Genomic DNA, 17,689 nt, shown 5'->3' with positions numbered 1-17,689 from the left:
TGACAGCGCGGCGCGGGCCGATGCTCGGCACGCGCCGCCGGGGGTCCTAGCGACGCTGCTGCAGCAGCGCGTCCACGTCCATCGAGTCGATGCCGTGCGTGTCCGGCAGCTCGGCGTCGAACGGCGTGTAGCCTTTCGGGATGTCGAACACGTCGGCGGCGAGTTCCACGTCGCGGCGGATGCGCAGCGTCGCGGTGCCGGTCTGCTTGCCGTCGGCATAGCAGGTACGGCGCAGCGGGAGGCTGGCGGGCTGATCGCGCTCGGGATCCATGTCGGGATAGACCTCGGACACGCCCGCGCTCATGCCTTCGCCGATGCTCACGATCCGTTCGATGCGCCGCATCGGCGAGGGGTCGAGGCCGAGCGTGTCGAGCCGCGCGACGCATTCCTCCAGCAGCACGGTGTCGCCGCGGCGCGTGGTCTTTACCTCGCAGTCGATGCCGGCGATGGTCTCGCTGCGGCCGTCGCGTTCGACGCGGGTGGTGCTCCAGGCCGTGCCTGCGGCGGGCGGCGGCGCGGCGCGGCCGGCGGCATCGCGCTCGCGGCCGCCCTGCGCGATCAACGCACCGATGCTGTCGGCGCGGTTGGCGCCACCGTCGGCGGCGGCGCTCTGCATCGTCTGCGCGCAGCGCGCGGCGGCGTCGGCATAGTCCGGATCGGCAAATCCCATCTGCGCCAGTTCCGGGCAGGCCGCGGCCTGCGTCGCGCGCGCCTGTTCCATCAGCTGGTTGGTGTCCATGCCGGTCAGCGCCCGTGTCTGGTTGGCGGCGAAAAACAGCGTGCTCTTGCCGACATCGCTCTGGAATTCGATCGCGTCGTCGTCCGATTCCATCGTCATGACGTTGCGCGAGTCGTGCATCAGCATGTGCATGAGTTGCTCGCCGTCGTCGAAGATCGTCGACATGCGCGTGTCCTGCATGGTCTGGTCGATGCGTGCGTACAGGCCATCGAAGCGCATGCGGTCGAACTCGGTGGCGCAGGTGCCGGTGGTGTCGTATTCGAGCACGGTGGCGGCGGTGGCGCTGCCGGTCGCGAGCGCGAATGCGGACAGGAGCGCGGTGCGGGCGATGTTCATCGGCGTCGATCCCTGGTTCTCGACGACGCCGGATCGGCGTCGATCTCGATGGCGCCGCGCGTGCGGTCGACGCGGCGCTTTTCCTCGTCGGCGAATTGCGCGAGGCAACCGTCGCGTCGGACCATTGCGCATTCGAGGTAGTCGGTGATCTGCACGATGGCGGCGCGCACCACCTTGGCGTCCGCCTCGCTCTTGAACGATTCGTAGCCCGCGTCGACCGCGCCGAGCGAGATGCCGGCCGAGGTGCGCGTGGACGTGGTGCGGCCTTCGATCGTGCGCGCGAACGCGATCTCGCCGCTGGTGGTGTCGACCACGCGCAGATCGATCGCAAGATAGGCCGTGCTCGAGGCCTTGCCGCCGCCGACACCGAACAGCCTGGCCTTGCCGGACCGGGTTTCGACCCCGCGCTGGAACGCGGTGACCGTGCCCATCACGAGATAGTCGGCGCCGGTGAGCTGGCCGATCTTCGGACCGTCGCCGGGCGCGAGGCGGCCCGACGCGGCGAGGTCCTGCTCTTCGAGGATCGCCATGAGCCGCCGGCGCTCGACCACGGTGAAGGCCGGCCGCGCGGCCAGTTCGTTGGTGAGGATGTTGGTCAGCACGCGGCCGACACCGCCCTGGAACGGCATCGCGCCGGTTTCGTCCTGCAGCTTGAGCACGCCGAGCACGGGTTTGGCGGTATCGCGTTCGGCCGGGGCCTGCGCCGCCGCGCTGGCGGCGGACAATAGCGCGGCCAGCACCAGCGCCTGACGCACGGGATGCCGGCGAGCACGGACGCGGGAAAGGATGGGGAGACGGATCGGGACCATGTCTTCAGGAACGCGAAAGCGCGCGCGAACGTTTCAGCGGCGCCGCGCCCGCCCGAATGCCATGCAACCTCAATGCGCGGCCGGCTTGCCGCGCAGCCTGCGGACGCCTTCCACCGCCGCCACCACGACGATGCCGACGACAATGCCGATCGCCGCCTCGCCGAGCATCATCAGCAGCGTGCCCGCCACGCCGTCCGGCACCATCGCCTCCAGCGCGTGGCCGACGGCCGGCACGCCGTGCGCGAGGATGCTTCCGCCGACGAGGAACATCGCCGCGGTGCCGGCGATGGACAGGAATTTCATCAGGTACGGCGCGCTCGCGATGATGCCGCGCCCGAGCGCGCGCTGCAGCCGCGCCAGCCCGCCCTCGCCCTGCCGCCGGCTCAGGTAGAGCCCGCCGTCGTCGAGCTTGACGATGCCGGCGACGAGGCCGTACACCCCCACCGTCATGATCAGCGCGATGGCCGACAGCGTGCCGATGCGCTGCGCGATGTCCGCGGTGGCGACGGTGCCCAGCGTGATCACGATGATTTCGGCCGAGAGGATGAAATCGGTGCGGATCGCGCCGCGGATCTTGTCCTTCTCGAACTGGACCATGTCGACCGCCGGATCGGCCACGGCCTGCAGTCGCTTCGCGTGCTCGGCCGCGTCGTCTTGCCTGTGAAGGAACTTGTGCACGAGTTTTTCCACGCCCTCGAAACACAGGAAGGCGCCGCCGATCATCATCAGCGGCGTCACCGCCCACGGTGCGAGCCAGCTGATCAGCAGCGCCGCGGGCACCAGGATGAGCTTGTTGACGAACGAGCCCTTGGCCACCGCCCACACCACGGGCAGCTCGCGGTCTGCGTTCACGCCGGCGACCTGCTGCGCGTTGAGCGCGAGATCGTCGCCGAGCACGCCGGCAGTCTTCTTCGCCGCCACCTTGGTCAGGATCGACACATCGTCGAGCAGGGTCGCGATGTCGTCGATGAGGGCGAGGAGACTGGAGGCCATGGTCGGGTCGCGTGGAGTCGGATCGCGATTCTCGCATCCCGGGTGCCGCGTAACGCAAGCGGCGATGCCGGCCGCCGGGCCGGCACGGGCGCGGATCAGGTCTGCGGCAGGTCCGCGTTGTGGTAGACGTCCTGCACGTCGTCGAGTTCTTCGAGCCACTCGAGCAGATCGGTCAGCGTCTCGGCCGTGTCCGCGTCCACCGCCACGCGATTGCCGGGGCGCATGACCACGTCGCTGCGTTCGGGTGCGAATCCGGCGCCGCGGATGGCCGCGGTCACCGCCTCGGTCTGGTCCGGCGCGCACAGCACCGTGCTGTGCCCGGCGTCGGCCACCACGTCGTCGGCGCCGGCATCGAGCGCAACCTCGACCAGCCTGTCCTCGCTTGCCGTGTCCGGCGTCGCGACCACGATCTCGCCCACGCGCGCGAACTGGAACGCGACCGAGCCGCTGGTGCCGAGGTTGCCGCCGTTCTTGCTCAGCGCGTGGCGCACTTCGGCCACGGTGCGGACCGGGTTGTCGGTCATCGCATCGATGATCAGCGCCACGCCGCCCGGGCCGTAGCCTTCGTAGCGCAGCTCCTGCATGTCGTCCGCGCCGTCGGCGCCGGACCCGCGGCGCACGGCGCGCTCGATCGTGTCCTTGGTCATGTTGGCCGCGAGCGCCTTGTCGATGCCCACGCGCAGGCGCGCGTTGGTGGCGGGGTCCGCGCCGCCGCGCGCGGCCACGGTGATCTCGCGGATCAGCTTGGTGAAGAGTTTGCCGCGCTTGGCGTCTTCCGCGTTCTTGCGGCCTTCGATGCTGGGGCCTCTGCCCATACGGATTCCTGCTCGTGTGTCGGGGTGGAACGCCGGGCACCGCGTCGCGGGCCGGCCGGGTCGACGATGGTAGAGGATGACGCGCCGGTTGACGACGCCCGCGGCGCGGCGCGACGGGCGAACGGCTAGGCGGGACGCCGTTTCCGGGCCACACTCGCGGGCCGCCGACCGCCCTCCGCAGACCGCGCCGCATGCCGCACAACGACTGGATCCTCACCCTCGCCTGCCCGGACCGTCCCGGCATCGTGTTCCGCGTCTCGGGCCTGCTGTTCGAGCTTGGCTGCAACATCCTCGATGCGCAGCAGTTCGGCGACGAGGAATCCGGGCGCTTCTTCCTGCGCGTGCATTTCGACCTGCCGCCGGCCATCCCGGGCGACGCGCTGCGGGAACGCATCGCAACGCTCGGCGACGCCTTCGCGATGGACTGGCAACTGCACGACGCCCGTCGCCGCGCGCGTCTGCTCGTGCTCGTCAGCCGCCAGGGCCACTGCCTCAACGATCTGCTGTTCCGCGCCCACAGCGGCCAGCTGCCGGTGGACATCGCCGCGGTGGCCTCGAACCACGACGATTTCGCGCCGCTCGCGCAGTCGTACGGCATCGCGTTCCACCACCTGCCGGTGACGGCCGCGACCCGGGCCGCGCAGGAAGCGCGCATCCTCGCGCTGATCGAACGCGAGGACATCGACCTCGTGGTGCTGGCGCGCTACATGCAGATCCTCTCGCCGGCGCTGTGCGGCGCGCTCGCCGGCCGCGCGATCAACATCCACCACAGCTTCCTGCCGAGCTTCAAGGGCGCGCGCCCCTACCACCAGGCGCACGCGCGCGGGGTGAAGATCATCGGCGCCACCGCGCACTACGTGACGGCCGACCTCGACGAAGGTCCGATCATCGAACAGGACGTCGCCCGCGTGGACCACGCCATGACCCCGCGCGAACTGGTGCGCGTGGGCAGCGACACCGAATCGCTCGTGCTGGCCCGCGCCGTGCGCCGCCACGTGGAGCACCGCATCCTGCTCAACGGGCATCGGACGGTGGTGTTTCGCTGAGGGTGGCCGAACGCGCGCGTCCCGTCGGCGGTCGTCAGCGCAGCGGCAGGCCGGCGCTGGCGACAGGCGCGAGCGGCGCGGCAGTCGCAGGCGCGTCGCCGGTGTGCACGCGCACGCAGTTGCGGTTGTCGTGCTTGGCGCGATACAGCGCTTCGTCCGATTGCGAGAGCAGCCGCTGCAGCGAATAGCCGGCGGTCGCCACGCTGGCGACGCCGAAGCTTGCGGTGACACGGAAGTCGTGACCGCTCGGCGCGGTGTCGATCAGCGAGATGCGGACGCGGCAGTCTTCGGCCAGGCGCGTGGCCTGGCGCAGGTCCGCGCCGTGCAGCAGGATGGCGAATTCCTCGCCGCCGAGGCGGCCGAAGTGGTCGATCGGCCGGCAGAACGGCGCGCAGATCTCGGTCACGCGCTGCAGCACCCAGTCGCCGGCGATGTGGCCGAAACTGTCGTTGATCGCCTTGAAGTGGTCGAGGTCGAACATCACCAGCGCCGCCCAGTCGCCGGACTTTTCGCATGCCGCGAGGCTCTGCTCCGAGAGCGTGCTGAAATGGCGGCGATTGAGCACGCCGGTCAGCGCGTCGGTCTCGGCCGAGCGCTTGAGCGAGAGCTGCACGCGTTTGATCTTGTAGGCCCAATAGCCGATCGACACCAGCATCACCGCCAGCAGCGCGGCCACGAGCCGGGTGTTCTGCACCCCCTGCCGATCGACCTTCTGTTCGAGCTGCAGCACCTGGTTCTGGCGATCGAGCAGTTCGATCTGGCGCGTCTTGAGCTCGGTTTCCTGGCGCACGATCTGGTAGGCCACCTCGCGCTGGTTGACGTCGTTGAGGTAGGCCTTGTCGGCTTCGGCGAAGTTCCGGTAGTGATTCAGTGCCGCCACCGGATCGCCGCGCCGGTCCGCCACCTCGTAGAGCGTGCGGTAGGCCGCCACCAGCGGCAGCGAATACCCCATGCCGGCGCTCTGCGCGACGGCGGCGCGCGCGTGGCGTTCGGCCTGGATCAGGTCGCCGTGCGCGAACAGCAGTTCGCCGAGCAGCGAGTTGACTTCGCCGATCACGCGCGGATAACGCGTCGCGCGTACGTCCGGCAGGTGCTTCTGCAGGTAGGTGATGGCCTGCTCGCGTTTGCCCTGGGCAGCCCATTTGCGTGCCAGCGTGGCGCGCACCGAGGTCGCCACGACGAGCTCGCCCTCCGCCGCACAGCGTTCGATGGCGTGTTCCATCAGGGCGTCGTCGCCCGGCAGCCGGCCCAGGCCCTGCAGCGCTTCCACGCGCAGCTGGTCGGCAAAACACAGCGTGCGGCCGGGCGCCGCGTCGGCCTCGGCCAGGATCAGGTCGGCGTAGTGCAGGCCCAGTTCGTACTGGCCGATCTGGTTGTAGAGCACGCCGGCCACCACCAGGCCGTGCTGCCGCAACTGCGGATCGGCGATCTGCGGCAGCAGCGCGAGCGTCTGTTCCAGCTGGCGCAGGCCTTCGGTGAAACGCAGCGTGACCGCGTAACTGTTGATGATGAAGGCGCCGGCGCGAAAGCGCATCTCGACGTCGGCGCTGTCGAGCAGGCCGCGGGCGGCCTCGATCGCGGCGTCGTAGCGGCCGGCAAAGCCTTCGGCGTAGGCGTTGAGATAGGTCAGCTGCTCGCGCTGCCGCGGCGTGGCGCGGTCGCCCTGCGCGTTGGCGCGGTGCAGCAGATCGGCGAAGGCGGCAGGATCGGCGCTGCGCACCGATTCTGCCTGCTGCAGCAGCGCTTCGATGTCGTCCGAAGCGCTGCCTTGCATCGGCCCGGCCAGCAGCAGCGCGCAGAGCATCGTCAGTCCGAGCCGGACCCACCGCACGCGCATGACGGACCTCCGTCGCCAGATCAGTGGCGGCGGATCGACTCCGACGGCTCGTCGCGATCCTTGCGATCGTCGTCGGCCGGCTCGTCGTCCTGCTTCCGCGGCTCTTCGACCGGGAACAGCATCATCATCATCTGCGTGGCGCGACCGCCGAGCAGATCGTTGAGCGCACCCGCGTCGCGGCGCAGCAGCGCGTCGCGCTGCGCGGCGTCGATGTCGAGCGTGGCGACGGCGGCGGCGTACTGCGCCTCGGACAGCCGCGTGCGGCCGATGGATTCGAGAAACCCGATGATATTGGACATGGCATGACCCCTGTTTGATGAAAGAAAAAAACCGCACTCATGCAACCACGCTCTCAACGCGGTGCCTGCGCTTGCGCGATGTCGCGATCGAGCAGGTCCAGCCGTTCGAGCATGGCCGGGTCGCCCCGCATGGCCTGCGCCGGTGGGATCACCAGCGTGGATTGCAGGTTCAGGCGGGCATCGACCAGGCGCGACAGCGCCATCCCCTCGATGCGCGCCGTCGCGATCGGTAGGGTAGCAGCTTCGTAAACGATCACCGCGTGCTCCGGCGGGTAGTCGCGCAGCAGGCGCTCGACCAGCAGGGCGAGGTACGCGGGCGCCGTGACGCGGCGGCGCAGGCTGCGGTCGCCGGCGATGCCGACCTGCCACAGCACGAGGTAGGCCGACGGATCGATGCGGCGCTCGTACAGCATGAACTGGGTGGCTTCGTGGTGCTGGCAGCCGAACGTGCCCGGGTCGATGCCCAGGTCCGCGTAGAGGCAGTCCTCGGCGGAAATGCCCGGTTCCATGTGCGCCTCGAAGCCTTCGTCGCGCGCCTGCGCGAGGGCGCGGTGCGGGGCCTGCGCGAACACGCCGGGGTGGCCGTAGAACACGCCGCAGACGCGGCGGCCGGCGCGCACTTCGTCCAGCAGCGTGGCGACCATCTCGCGATAGGTGTCGGCACGCGACTTGTCCGGCGCGTACAGCGGCTGCAGGCTGCGCACATCGCGATGCATGGACTGCAGCCACAGCTCGACCAGCGGATCGGACACCGCCGCGAACACCACGTCCGCCGCTTCGATCTCGCCGCGCGAACGCGGACTCACGTGCGCGCCGAGCATCATGCCCAGTCCCACGCAGACCAACCGCCCCTGAGTCATGCCGCCACACGCGCGAAGTAAGACCGTCAATCTATCGGGCGGACGGCGCACTTGCCAAGTCGTGTGCAAGGTGCACGGGCAGCGGGCGCGGCGCACGACCGCCGCGACGGCCCGTTCGGTCCGTCCCGCGTCGGGCGCGGCGGCGGTCGGGCGGCGGTATGCTTGGGGCCGACACAAACGCGGCGCCGCGGGCATGGGGCGCACGGAGGCGGACGTGAGGGAGGAACGGCTGCGCGTGCTGCTGGTGGAGGACAGCCGCGGCGATGCGCTCGTGAGCCAGGCCATGCTGGCCGAGGCCAGCCGGCGCTGCGGAGTGCCCTTCGATGTGGTGCACGTGACCGGCTTCGCCGACGCGCTGCAGCGGCTCGACGCGACGCCGCCGCTCGACGTGGTGCTGCTCGACCTGGGCCTGCCGGATGCCGACGGCGTGGCGTCGGTGCGTGCGATGACCGCGCGCCATCCCGACGTGGCGGTTGTGGTGAAGACCGCGCTCGACGACGACGACAGCGCGATCGCGTCGGTGATCGGCGGCGCGCAGGAGTTCCTGCGCAAGGGCAAGGTCGGGCCGGACGAACTGGCGCGCGTGCTGCGCCACGCGGTGCTGCGGGTGCGGCTGGAGCGGACCCTGCGCGACAGCGAGTCCGAACATCGCGCGCTGTTCGCGCACAACCCGTATCCGATCTGGATCGTCGAGGCGGCGAGCCTTGCCATCCTCGATGCGAACGACGCCGCGGTGCGCCACGCGGCGCGGCCGCGCGCGGCGCTGCTGCGCATGCGCCTGCCGGAACTGCTGCCCGACGAGGACGAGGCCGACCTGCGCGCCGCGCTCGCGGCCGGCCGCGACGCGGACGGCGCCCGCGTGTGGCGCCAGCGCGACGGCGAGGGCCGCCTGCTGCATGTGTGCATCAGCGCCCACCCCATCGCGTATCGGCGCGGTGCCGCGACGATGGTCATCGCACGCGACGTCACCGATTCGCAGCGCGCGCTGGAGGCGCTGCGCGCCAGCGAACGGCGCTTCCGCGAGATGTTCGAGCTCAGCCCGGGCCTGCTGTGCGAGCACGACCTCGCCGGCCATCTCATAACGATCAACCCGGCTGCGGCGCATGCGCTGGGCTACGCGCCGGCCGAGCTCGTCGGGCAACGGCTGCACGATCTGGTGCCCGACCCGTTCGCCGCCACGGTGGACCTGTACCTTGCCCAGATCGAACGCGATGGCCACTTCGAAGGCGTGATGACCATTGCCACGCGCGACCAGCGCTGGCGTGCACTGCGCTTCCAGAACCGGCTCCACACCGAGCCGGGGCGCGCGCCGTTCGTGCTCGGCCACGCGCAGGACGTGACCGAGGTGCTGCGGCGCGAGGAGGCGCTGCACACCGCCAGCCTCACCGATCCGCTCACCGGTGCACGCAACCGGCGCTTCCTCGCGCAGTTCGAGCGCCGGGCACCGGCGCACTGGGGCTGCATCGTGATCGACCTCGACGGCTTCAAGGCGATCAACGATCGCGAGGGACATCGGCGCGGCGACGAGATCCTGGTGGAATTCGTGCGTTTCCTGCAGGCGCACGCGCGGCGCGACGACGTGGTGGTGCGGCTGGGCGGCGACGAGTTCATGCTGTTGCTGCAGGAGCAGTCGGCGCAGGACATGTCCGCGGCTGCGCAGCAGCTGCTCGACGCCGCGCCCGGCGCGCCGTGTGCGATGTCGATCGGCTGGGCCGCGCGCGAGGACGGCGAGGCGCTCGACGACACCATCGCCCGCGCCGACGCGGCGCTGTACCGACACCGCGGCGAGCGGCGCGGCAACCAGCGCTCGGCCTGAGTGCCCTCGCCCGGTGGCGGTCGGCACCGGATCGTCACAGGTTCGACACAATCGCCCGCGCTGCCGGGTGGTATGCTGCGCCGGCATCGCCTCGAGGGCGGCGATCGCGTCCGGGGCATTTCGACCTTGCTGCGCTTTTCGGGGAACAATCCATGATTTCACGACTGCTTGCCTTGCTGCTGTGCGCCTGTGCCTGCGCGCCGGCGTCGGCCGAGATCGGCACCATCGACAACGTGCCGGCCGCCACGCTGCTGTTCCCCCACTTCGAGGTCGATACGTCGTCCGAGCAGGGCGTCGACACCATCCTGACGCTGCAGAACGCCAGCGCCACCGCGATGCTGTTGAACGTGACGCTGTGGACCGACCTCGGCCTGCCCACCGCCAACTTCAACATCTATCTCACCGGCTACGACGCCGAGGACATCGCCCTCGGCGATCTGTTCCGGCGCGTGCTGCCCACCACGGGCTCGGCCGGCCAGGACCCGCACGACACGATCTCGCCGCAGGGCCCGTATTCGCAGGACATCAACTTCGCCAGCTGCAACGGCAGGCTGCCGAACTACCAGAGCGGCAGCATCCTCAGCCGCGACATCGTCGGCGCACACAGCGGGCAGGCCTCGGCCGACTACTTCGGCGGGCTGTGCGGCTCGCGCGATCTGGGCGACGGCATCGCACGCGGCTACGTGACCGTCGACACGATCAACCAGTGCACCCGCGCCAACCCGACCTCGCCGGGCTATTTCGCCGACGGCATCGCCACGCGCCAGAACACGATGCTCGGCGACTACACCATCGTGCATCCGGACACCGGCGTCGCGTTCACCGAGTCGGCGGTGCACATCGAAAGCAGCTTCGGCAATCCGATCACCGACGACGGCGTCGACAAGCAGACCTTCTACGGCCGCTTCGTGGGCTTCACCGCGGCCGACCACCGCGAACCGCTGCCCACGGCCTGGGCCGGACGCGCCGCCGCCGACCGCACGACGGTCGACTACTGGCGCGATCCGGGCGTGGTCACCGCACCGTTCGCGTGCGGCGGCCTGCCCGCCGGACTGCCGAGCGGCCAGCGCCAGGCCCTCGTGTTCACCGACGCCGGAGCGCCGACGGCGTCGCCGGCCGGCGACCTGTTCCCGTTCGCGTCCGGCACGGTCGCCGGCGGCGAACTGGGCGTCACGGCCCCGCTCGGCTGGCTGTTCGCCAATCTGAACCTGCCGGCCTCCGCGCCGCCAGACGCACTTGGCGGCATCCGGCAGTCGTGGCTGATGTTGCGACAGTCGCCGCGCGGCTACCCCGCGGGCGGCGGCATGACCTATTCGGTCCCCGGCATCCAGTTGGGCAACGCCGCCTACGACGACAGCCCCGTCATTCCGTGAGCCGAGGACAGACCATGAAGACGTTCGCGAAACTCCTCGGCCTGGCGCTGCTGGCCTGCGCACCCGCCGCGCCCGCCGCCATCGACGCGCTGGACAACGTGCCGGCCGCCACGCTGCTGCTGCCCTACTTCGAGATCGATACCGCGCCGAACGGGCGCCGGACCGTCGTCACGCTCGGCAACGCCTCACCGACCGAGCAGCTGGCGCACGTGACCCTGTGGACCGACCGCGGCGTGGCGACGTACTCGTTCGACGTGCGCCTGCCCGGTTACGGCGTCACCGAGATCGACCTGCATGCGCTGTTTGCCGACGGCACGCTGCCGGCGTCGAGCGCCGGCGGGTTCGCATCGTGCGCGGCCACGCTGCCGCCCGCGCCGGTTGCCGGCGCGCAGCTCACCGGGTTGCGCAATGCGCACACCGGCGCGGCATCGAGCCTGCTCGGCGGCCAGTGCGGCGGCACGTCGCACGGCGACGGTCGCGCGCGCGGCTACGCCACCATCGACGTGGTCGGCAGCTGCGGCACCGCGGTGCCGGGCGATGCCGGATACTTCGTGCTCGGCGGCAACGGCATCGCACGCAACGACAACGTGCTGTGGGGCGAACAGGCCACCATCGAGCCGGCGTCCGGCGTCGCCTACGGCGACACCCTGGTGCACATCGAAGCCAGCGCCACCGCGCCGGCCACCGACGGCACCCCGACGCCGGACCCGAATCCCGGCAATCCGCCGCTCGTCGACTACACGTTCTACGGCCGCCTCGTCGGCGCGAGCGGCGCCGACAACCGCGAAGGTTTGCCGGGCGCGTACGTCGGCCGCTACTCGCTGCAGGACGCGATCGTCGGCACCACTGCGCAGGTGTGGCGCGATCCGGGCGCCGTGGCGCCGTTCGCGTGCGGTTCGCCGCCGCCCGATCTGGGCAGCCCGCCGCTGCTCGCGTTCGACCAGCAGGAACAGTTCTCCCAGACCGCACAGGCGACGTTCGCACCGTATGCCACCCAGTCGATCGACCTGGGCAACCCGTCGCAGGCGGCGATTCCGTTCGGCGCCGGCTTCGTGGCCTACAACCTGTACGTGAGCGGCGCCGATCCGCTGTTCGAGAACCGCAACCAGGCCTTCGTCAGCCACGTCTACACCGCCAACTTCGGCGGCACCGGCCAGACCAGCGCGCGCGCCATCGGTCCGATCACCTCGCGTTTCAATCAGTCGCCCGCCAACGGATTCACGTTCCCGCAGTGCTCGGACGGCATCGACAACGACGGCGACGGCGACATCGACTTCCCCGACGACACCACCTGCCCCACGGCTGAATTCCAGTTCGAATCGACCGAATGCAGCGACGGCATCGACAACGACGGCGACGGCAACACCGACCATCCGGCCGACGCCGGCTGCGTCGCGCCGTACTCGCAGCTGGAAGCGCCCGAATGCAGCGACGGCGCCGACAACGACGGCGACACCCAGATCGACTTCGGCAGCGACACCTTCTGCGTGTCGCCCGCGGACCAGTTCGAGGCCGACTTCAACAACCAGTGCAGCGACGGCATCGACAACGACGGCGACGGCCTCGTCGACTTCGTGCCCGGCGCCGGCGATCCCGACTGCTTCAACCCGGGCGACAGTACCGAATACGCGGGCCTGTGCTCGGACGGCATCGACAACGACGGCGACGGCTTCACCGATTTCCCCGACGACATGGGTTGCTTCGCACCCAACGACAACGACGAAACCGATCCGGTCTGCAGCGACGGCATCGACAACGACGGCGACGGCTTCACCGACTTCCCGGACGACGTCGGCTGCGCCAACGCGGGGGCCAACACCGAGGCGCCGGCCTGCAACGACGGCATCGACAACGACGGCGACGGCAACACCGATTTCCCCGCCGACAACAGCTGCGCCGCAGCCTCGTTCCCGACGGAAACCACGGCCTGCAGCGACGGCATCGACAACGACGGCGACACGCTGATCGATTTCCCGGCCGATCCGAGCTGCCAGTCGGCGGCGGGCACATCGGAATTCGCGCCGCCGCTGGCGCAGTGCAGCGACGGAATCGACAACGACGGCGACGGCCTCGCCGACTTCCCGCTTTCGCCGGGCTGCACCGCGGCCAACGACGATTTCGAGGGTCCTGACTGCAGCGACGGCGGTTTCGACAACGACTTCGACGGCCTCGCCGACAACGGCAGCGATCCGGGCTGTGCCGGCGCGGACGACTACAACGAGCTCGCCAACGCCACCACGCGTGCCTGCTCGGACGGCATCGACAACGACGGCGACGGCGCCAGCGACTACCCGGCCGATGCCGGCTGCGAGAGCGCCTGGGACGATGTCGAATACACGCCGACCGGCAGCGTGCCCGTCATCGTGCTGCAGCCGGCCACGCTGCCCGACGCCGACGGCGGCGTGCCGTACGCGCAGGTCGTGACTGCCAGCGGCGGCATCGGTCCGTACAGCTTCCTCGTGCTGAGCGGAACGTTGCCGGCCGGACTGGCGCTCGCGCCCGACGGCACGCTGTCCGGTACCCCGACCGAAGCCGGCGCCTTCGCGATCACGATCCAGGCGACCGATTCGAACAGCTTCTCCGGCACCCGGGATTATGTGTTGCAGGTGATCGCGCCGGTGATCGAACTCGGCCCGATGACGCTGCCGGACGGCGACGCCGGCGTGCCGTACAGCGAGATCTTCAGCGCCACCGGCGGCACCGCGCCGCACACGTTTGCGCTGAGCGCGGGCACGCTGCCGGCCGGCCTGACGCTGGCGGCCGACGGCACGCTGTCCGGCACGCCGACCGTGGCGGGCACGTTCGCGATCACGGTCGAAGCCACCGATGCCAACGGCTTCACCGGCACGCGCGACTACTCGCTGGTGATCGACGCGGCGTTGATCGACGTGGCGCCGGCCACCCTGCCCGATGCCGACGGCGGCGTGGCGTACAGCCAGACGATCACCGCCAGCGGTGGCACCGCGCCGTACACGTTCGCGCTCGTCGACGGCGCCCTGCCCGACGGCCTGACGCTGGCGCCGGACGGCACGCTCGAGGGCACGCCGACGGCGGCCGGCACGTTCGGGTTCACCATCGAGGCGACCGACGCCAATGCCTTCACCGGCGCGCGCGCCTACACCGTCACCGTGAGCGGGCCGGCGATCGCCATCGCCCCGGGCACGCTGCCGGACGGCTCGACCGGCCAGGCGTACGAGGTGATCTTCACGGCCTCGGGCGGGCTTGCGCCGTACACGTTCGCGCTCGTCGACGGCGCCCTGCCGCCGGGCCTCACGCTGTCGGCCGACGGCCTGCTGACCGGCGGACCGACCGCGCCGGGCAACTACGTGTTCACGCTGGAAGTGACCGATGCGAACGGTTTCACCGCGCAGCAGGCGTACGGCATCGTGGTGGTGCCGGGCACGCCGCAGGCCGTGCCCGCGGTGATCCCGGCCGCGTCGGGCTGGAGTCTGATGCTGCTGCTGCTCGCGCTCGGCAGCGTCGCGTTCGTGATGCTGCGGCGCCGCTGACGGACGCATGCGCGAACCGGAGCGGGTTCGCTTCCGCGTCGCCGCCGTCAATGGCGGCGGCGCGGCATTGGCACCGATGCGGACACCCAGTGCAGCCGCACGGCGACGGCGGTTCGTCGCACGCCTGATCGCGATTGCAGTCGCGTTGCCGCTGCTCGCCGGCTGTGCCGGCGCGCCGGTCTCGCCCGCCGCGCAACGCATCGCCGATGCGCAATCGGTCTGCGCTGCGGCAACGCTGCCGGCATCGTCGTTGTTCGCCGCCACGCCGCTGCCCACCGGACTTCCGACCGGCGGCCAGTGGCGCGACGGCTTCGATCTTGCGGACATGGACGGCGACGGCAACGTCGATCTGCTGCACGGTCCGCCGCGCAAGGGGCGCGCATTGCCGGTGATCTACCGCGGCGACGGACACGGCCGCTTCGCGCCGTGGCGCGAGGCGCATTTTCCGCCGCTGCCGTACGACTACGGCGACGTGCGCGCCACCGATTTCAACGGCGACGGACGCATGGATTTCGTGCTGACCTCGCACCTGCGCGGCATGGTGGTGCTCATCAACGAAGCAGGCGGCCACTACGCACCGTGGGGCGAAGGCCTGCGGCTGCGCGAACCCGGCCCGGACGGTGCGGACTTCACTTCGCGCAGTCTCGCGCTCGCCGACTGGGACGGCGACGGCCACACCGACATCCTTGCCCTCAACGAAGGGCCGGCGCAGTTCGTGCAGATGCCGTCGACCGAGGCCGTCGCGCTCTATCTGCATCGCGGCGGTTACTGGGAGCGAGCCGCGGTCCCCAATGCCGTGCGCGGCTTCGGCGACGACCTGGCCGTCGGCGATGTCGACGGCAACGGCCATCCGGATGCACTGCTCGGCTCGCAGGTCGGCGGCGCGCGCCTCGTGCTGCAGATGGGCAGCGGCACGACGATGCGCTCGCGCGAACTGCGCTCGCTGCCGCTGGACGCTGCGGTGACTGCGGTGGCACTGCACGATTTCGATGGCGACGGCCGCGATGACGCGGTGACCGCCACGCGCGCGGTCGAGGACGGACGATTCTGCAGTTTGCTGCAGCACGTGGCGTTCGATGCCGACGGCAACGAAACCCCGCTCGCGCTGTGGAGCGAGCGCTCGCGCACGCCGGTGGTTGCGCTCGCGAGTGCCGATATCGACGGCGACGGCCGCGCCGACCTCGTTGCGGCGCGCCAGAACGGCGAGATCCTGCTGTTCGCGGGACGCGCAGACGGCTTCAGCCGCGATCTGGTGCTGCCGGTGCCCGAGGCCATGCGCGGCTGCGACATCTTCGACCTCGCCCTGGCCGACCTCGATGGCGACGGGCAGCAAGACCTTCTCGCAAGCTACGCGGGCGACACGCCCGGTGCGCGACGGAGCGGCTGCACGCTTGGCGGCGGTTTCATGGCCTGGACCCTGGGTGGCCGCTGACGTCAGGCGCAGCGGCAGCGAGCGCGTCGTCCGGTGGTCGATCGCGTTCGCGCTGCTCGGCAGTGCCGTGCTCGTCGACCCGGCCGCGGACGCCGCCTTCGATGCGCCGCAGCGGCTCGCCGCCGCGCTCGGTGCGTGTGTCGGGGCGATCGCGCTGCTGTGGAGTCGCGTCGATGCAACGCAGCCGTGGTCGCGTTCTGCACGCATAGCCGCAGGCGCGGCCGCCGCGCTCGGCGTGTGGCTGTGCGTTGCGACGCTGGCGTCCGATGCCCCGGACGCCGCCTGGCACGGGCTGCGCGGCATGCTGCCGTTTGCGCTGCTGCTGCCGCTTGGTGCCAGTTCCGCGCTCGATGGAGTCGGCGGCGTGCGTCTGTTCGGCGTCGCCGTCGTCGCCGTGGGCCTCAACATCGTCGTGTCGCTGCTGCAGGCCGGCGGCTGGACGTTGCCGCTGCCGGTTTCGCATCTGGGCGGTCGCCTGCCGGGCGGGGCGCTGCTCGGCAACGAAGGGTACGTCGCGCTGGCGAGCGCGCTGCTCGGCGCGGCGGCGGCCGCCGTCGCGCTCAATACGCGGAGCGTGCGCCTTCGCCATCTCGCACTGACCATGCTGCTGGTCTGCTGCGCGGGCATCGCGGTCAACCGGCAGGCCACAAGCGCGATGGCGCTCGGCGCGGCGCTGCTCGTGCTCGGCGCGCTGCGCCTGCGCGCGCGCCGGCTGGCGGGTGCCGCAGCGCTGGCGGTGCTGCTCGGCGCCACCATGGCCGCCGTGCCTGCGCTGCGCGCACCGACCTTCGGCGCCGTCGCCGACGTGGCCACCTACCAGCGCCTCACCACCGACCGCCTCGGGGCCTGGGCCGCGGCGCTGGAGATGGCGCGTATGCATCCGCTCACCGGCGTCGGACCCGGCCGCTTCGCGGCGCAGGCACAGACACATCGTTTTGCGGCAGAGATTCGACTGGGCACGCGCCTGCCGCCGCCGTCGACCGCCACCGGTTTCGCGCATGCGCACCAGGACTATCTGCAGCTCGCGGCCGAAGCGGGCTGGCCTGCGCTGGCGCTCGCACTGCTCGCCTTCGCCGCGGTCTGGGCGCCGCTGCTGCGCCTGGCGCAGTCGCCCGGCGCGGTCGAACCATTGCTGCTGCTCGCGGTGCTCAGCGCCGGCGCGGTCGCCGCGCTGGCGTGGTTTCCGCTGCAGATCCCCTGCACCGCCGTGCTGCTGCTGCTCGCGTGCGGGCGCGCTTGGCGGTTGGTGGCGCGTGGACCGCAGGCAGCCGCGGCCACGCGTGACGCCGCTCCGCACGCGTCGATCGCGCTGCGTGTCGTCGCAACGGGGCTCGTGCTTGCGCTGCTGTGGCCGCAGTCCGGCCGCTACCGCGCCGAGTGGCAGATCGCCGCCGCGAGCGCGCAACTCGAAGCGGTGTTGCGCGGCCGCGAACGCGGCAGCGCGGCCAACGCCGCCGTGGCGGAGGCTGAGCGTCTGGCACGCGCTGCGGCAGCCGCGACCGACGACAATCGCGCGGCGCTGCTGCTCGGCATCGCGCTGATCCTGCAACAGCGCGGCGACGACGCGAGTCGCGTGCTCGAGCGGGCGATCGCGCGCGGAGAACGCGCCGAACTCACGCTCAACCTCGGACGCGCCCGCACCGTGCTCGGCGACAGCGCCGGCGCCGACGCGGCCTATCTGCGCACCGCGTGGGCCAGCCCGCTGGCGCTCGCGACGCTGCCCGCGACGATGCGCGCAGATCTTTCGGCGCGCGTCGCGCGGCTCGAATCGCAATTGCGTGCCGGCCGGCTGCAGGCGCCGCCGCCGCTGCGCTAGCAGCGCTGC

General features: G+C 71.1%; 13 protein-coding genes. 6 read left to right on the top strand and 7 right to left on the bottom strand.

Annotation, left to right across the window (positions count from 1 at the left end; translation table 11 throughout):
* Window positions 1-46 precede the first annotated feature (46 nt).
* The 4 genes from HNQ52_RS09960 to HNQ52_RS09945 form a co-directional block, all read right to left on the bottom strand.
* A complete protein-coding gene (locus HNQ52_RS09960; RefSeq protein WP_183960984.1) occupies window positions 47-1,075 on the bottom strand; it encodes a hypothetical protein in 1,029 nt (342 codons plus the stop codon).
* Window positions 1,072-1,830 carry a CsgG/HfaB family protein gene (locus tag HNQ52_RS09955; RefSeq protein WP_183960983.1) on the bottom strand — a complete coding sequence of 253 codons (759 nt, stop codon included), beginning with the start codon at window positions 1,828-1,830 and terminating at the stop codon, window positions 1,072-1,074. The genes HNQ52_RS09960 and HNQ52_RS09955 overlap by 4 nt, the downstream gene beginning before the upstream one ends.
* 123 nt (window positions 1,831-1,953) lie before the next feature.
* A complete protein-coding gene (locus HNQ52_RS09950) occupies window positions 1,954-2,877 on the bottom strand; it encodes a DUF808 domain-containing protein (protein WP_183960982.1) in 924 nt (307 codons plus the stop codon).
* A 95-nt stretch (window positions 2,878-2,972) separates the two neighbouring features.
* On the bottom strand, window positions 2,973-3,692 hold the full coding sequence (locus HNQ52_RS09945; RefSeq protein ID WP_183960981.1) for a YebC/PmpR family DNA-binding transcriptional regulator: 720 nt from the start codon (window positions 3,690-3,692) through the stop codon (window positions 2,973-2,975).
* A 191-nt stretch (window positions 3,693-3,883) separates the two neighbouring features.
* Here HNQ52_RS09945 and purU point away from each other — a divergent pair, with 191 nt between their 5' ends.
* Complete coding sequence (purU, locus tag HNQ52_RS09940; RefSeq protein WP_183960980.1) at window positions 3,884-4,738, top strand: formyltetrahydrofolate deformylase; 855 nt, start codon at window positions 3,884-3,886, stop codon at window positions 4,736-4,738.
* 34 nt (window positions 4,739-4,772) lie between these two features.
* On the opposite strand, the gene HNQ52_RS09935 is transcribed toward purU, so the two are convergent.
* The 3 genes from HNQ52_RS09935 to HNQ52_RS09925 are packed head-to-tail and all read right to left on the bottom strand — an operon-like array spanning window position 4,773 to window position 7,734.
* Window positions 4,773-6,575, bottom strand: a complete 1,803-nt coding sequence (locus HNQ52_RS09935; protein ID WP_183960979.1) for a GGDEF domain-containing protein — start codon at window positions 6,573-6,575, stop codon at window positions 4,773-4,775.
* A 20-nt stretch (window positions 6,576-6,595) separates the two neighbouring features.
* Window positions 6,596-6,874, bottom strand: coding sequence for a hypothetical protein (locus HNQ52_RS09930; RefSeq protein WP_183960978.1), 279 nt, complete (start codon window positions 6,872-6,874; stop codon window positions 6,596-6,598).
* 53 nt (window positions 6,875-6,927) lie between these two features.
* Window positions 6,928-7,734 carry an SAM-dependent methyltransferase gene (locus tag HNQ52_RS09925; RefSeq protein WP_183960977.1) on the bottom strand — a complete coding sequence of 269 codons (807 nt, stop codon included), beginning with the start codon at window positions 7,732-7,734 and terminating at the stop codon, window positions 6,928-6,930.
* Window positions 7,735-7,948: 214 nt separating this feature from the next.
* On the opposite strand from HNQ52_RS09925, the gene HNQ52_RS09920 reads away from it, so the two are divergent.
* From HNQ52_RS09920 to HNQ52_RS17165, 5 genes are all read left to right on the top strand, one after another.
* Window positions 7,949-9,550 (top strand): diguanylate cyclase domain-containing protein, encoded by a 1,602-nt coding sequence (locus tag HNQ52_RS09920; protein WP_183960976.1) that lies wholly within the window; start codon window positions 7,949-7,951, stop codon window positions 9,548-9,550.
* 152 nt (window positions 9,551-9,702) lie between these two features.
* Window positions 9,703-10,923: a hypothetical protein gene (locus tag HNQ52_RS09915; protein ID WP_183960975.1), complete on the top strand. Its 1,221-nt coding sequence runs from the start codon at window positions 9,703-9,705 to the stop codon at window positions 10,921-10,923.
* Window positions 10,924-10,937: 14 nt separating this feature from the next.
* The gene (locus tag HNQ52_RS09910; RefSeq protein WP_183960974.1) at window positions 10,938-14,432 is read left to right on the top strand and encodes an Ig domain-containing protein; all 3,495 of its coding nucleotides are present in this window, start codon (window positions 10,938-10,940) and stop codon (window positions 14,430-14,432) included.
* A 7-nt stretch (window positions 14,433-14,439) separates the two neighbouring features.
* Window positions 14,440-15,864: an FG-GAP repeat domain-containing protein gene (locus HNQ52_RS09905; RefSeq protein WP_183960973.1), complete on the top strand. Its 1,425-nt coding sequence runs from the start codon at window positions 14,440-14,442 to the stop codon at window positions 15,862-15,864.
* Complete coding sequence (locus HNQ52_RS17165) at window positions 15,854-17,680, top strand: O-antigen ligase family protein (RefSeq protein WP_183960972.1); 1,827 nt, start codon at window positions 15,854-15,856, stop codon at window positions 17,678-17,680. Before HNQ52_RS09905 ends, HNQ52_RS17165 begins: the two co-directional genes overlap by 11 nt.
* Window positions 17,681-17,689: the final 9 nt, after the last annotated feature.

Source organism: Chiayiivirga flava (genome assembly GCF_014202825.1).
GTDB classification, from domain to species: domain Bacteria; phylum Pseudomonadota; class Gammaproteobacteria; order Xanthomonadales; family Xanthomonadaceae; genus Chiayiivirga; species Chiayiivirga flava.
The sequence above is the reverse complement of the archived record's forward strand: the minus strand, read 5'-3'. Positions and strand labels throughout refer to the sequence as shown.

Excerpts from the sequence above, each read along its gene's own strand:
- HNQ52_RS09960 (WP_183960984.1), bottom strand. The coding sequence starts at position 1,075 with ATGAACATCGCCCGCACCGCGCTCCTGTCCGCATTCGCGCTCGCGACC.
- HNQ52_RS09950 (WP_183960982.1), bottom strand. The coding sequence starts at position 2,877 with ATGGCCTCCAGTCTCCTCGCCCTCATCGACGACATCGCGACCCTGCTC.
- HNQ52_RS09945 (WP_183960981.1), bottom strand. The coding sequence starts at position 3,692 with ATGGGCAGAGGCCCCAGCATCGAAGGCCGCAAGAACGCGGAAGACGCC.
- purU (WP_183960980.1), top strand. The coding sequence starts at position 3,884 with ATGCCGCACAACGACTGGATCCTCACCCTCGCCTGCCCGGACCGTCCC.
- HNQ52_RS09935 (WP_183960979.1), bottom strand. The coding sequence starts at position 6,575 with ATGCGCGTGCGGTGGGTCCGGCTCGGACTGACGATGCTCTGCGCGCTG.
- HNQ52_RS09930 (WP_183960978.1), bottom strand. The coding sequence starts at position 6,874 with ATGTCCAATATCATCGGGTTTCTCGAATCCATCGGCCGCACGCGGCTG.
- HNQ52_RS09925 (WP_183960977.1), bottom strand. The coding sequence starts at position 7,734 with ATGACTCAGGGGCGGTTGGTCTGCGTGGGACTGGGCATGATGCTCGGC.
- HNQ52_RS09915 (WP_183960975.1), top strand. The coding sequence starts at position 9,703 with ATGATTTCACGACTGCTTGCCTTGCTGCTGTGCGCCTGTGCCTGCGCG.
- HNQ52_RS09910 (WP_183960974.1), top strand. The coding sequence starts at position 10,938 with ATGAAGACGTTCGCGAAACTCCTCGGCCTGGCGCTGCTGGCCTGCGCA.
- HNQ52_RS09905 (WP_183960973.1), top strand. The coding sequence starts at position 14,440 with ATGCGCGAACCGGAGCGGGTTCGCTTCCGCGTCGCCGCCGTCAATGGC.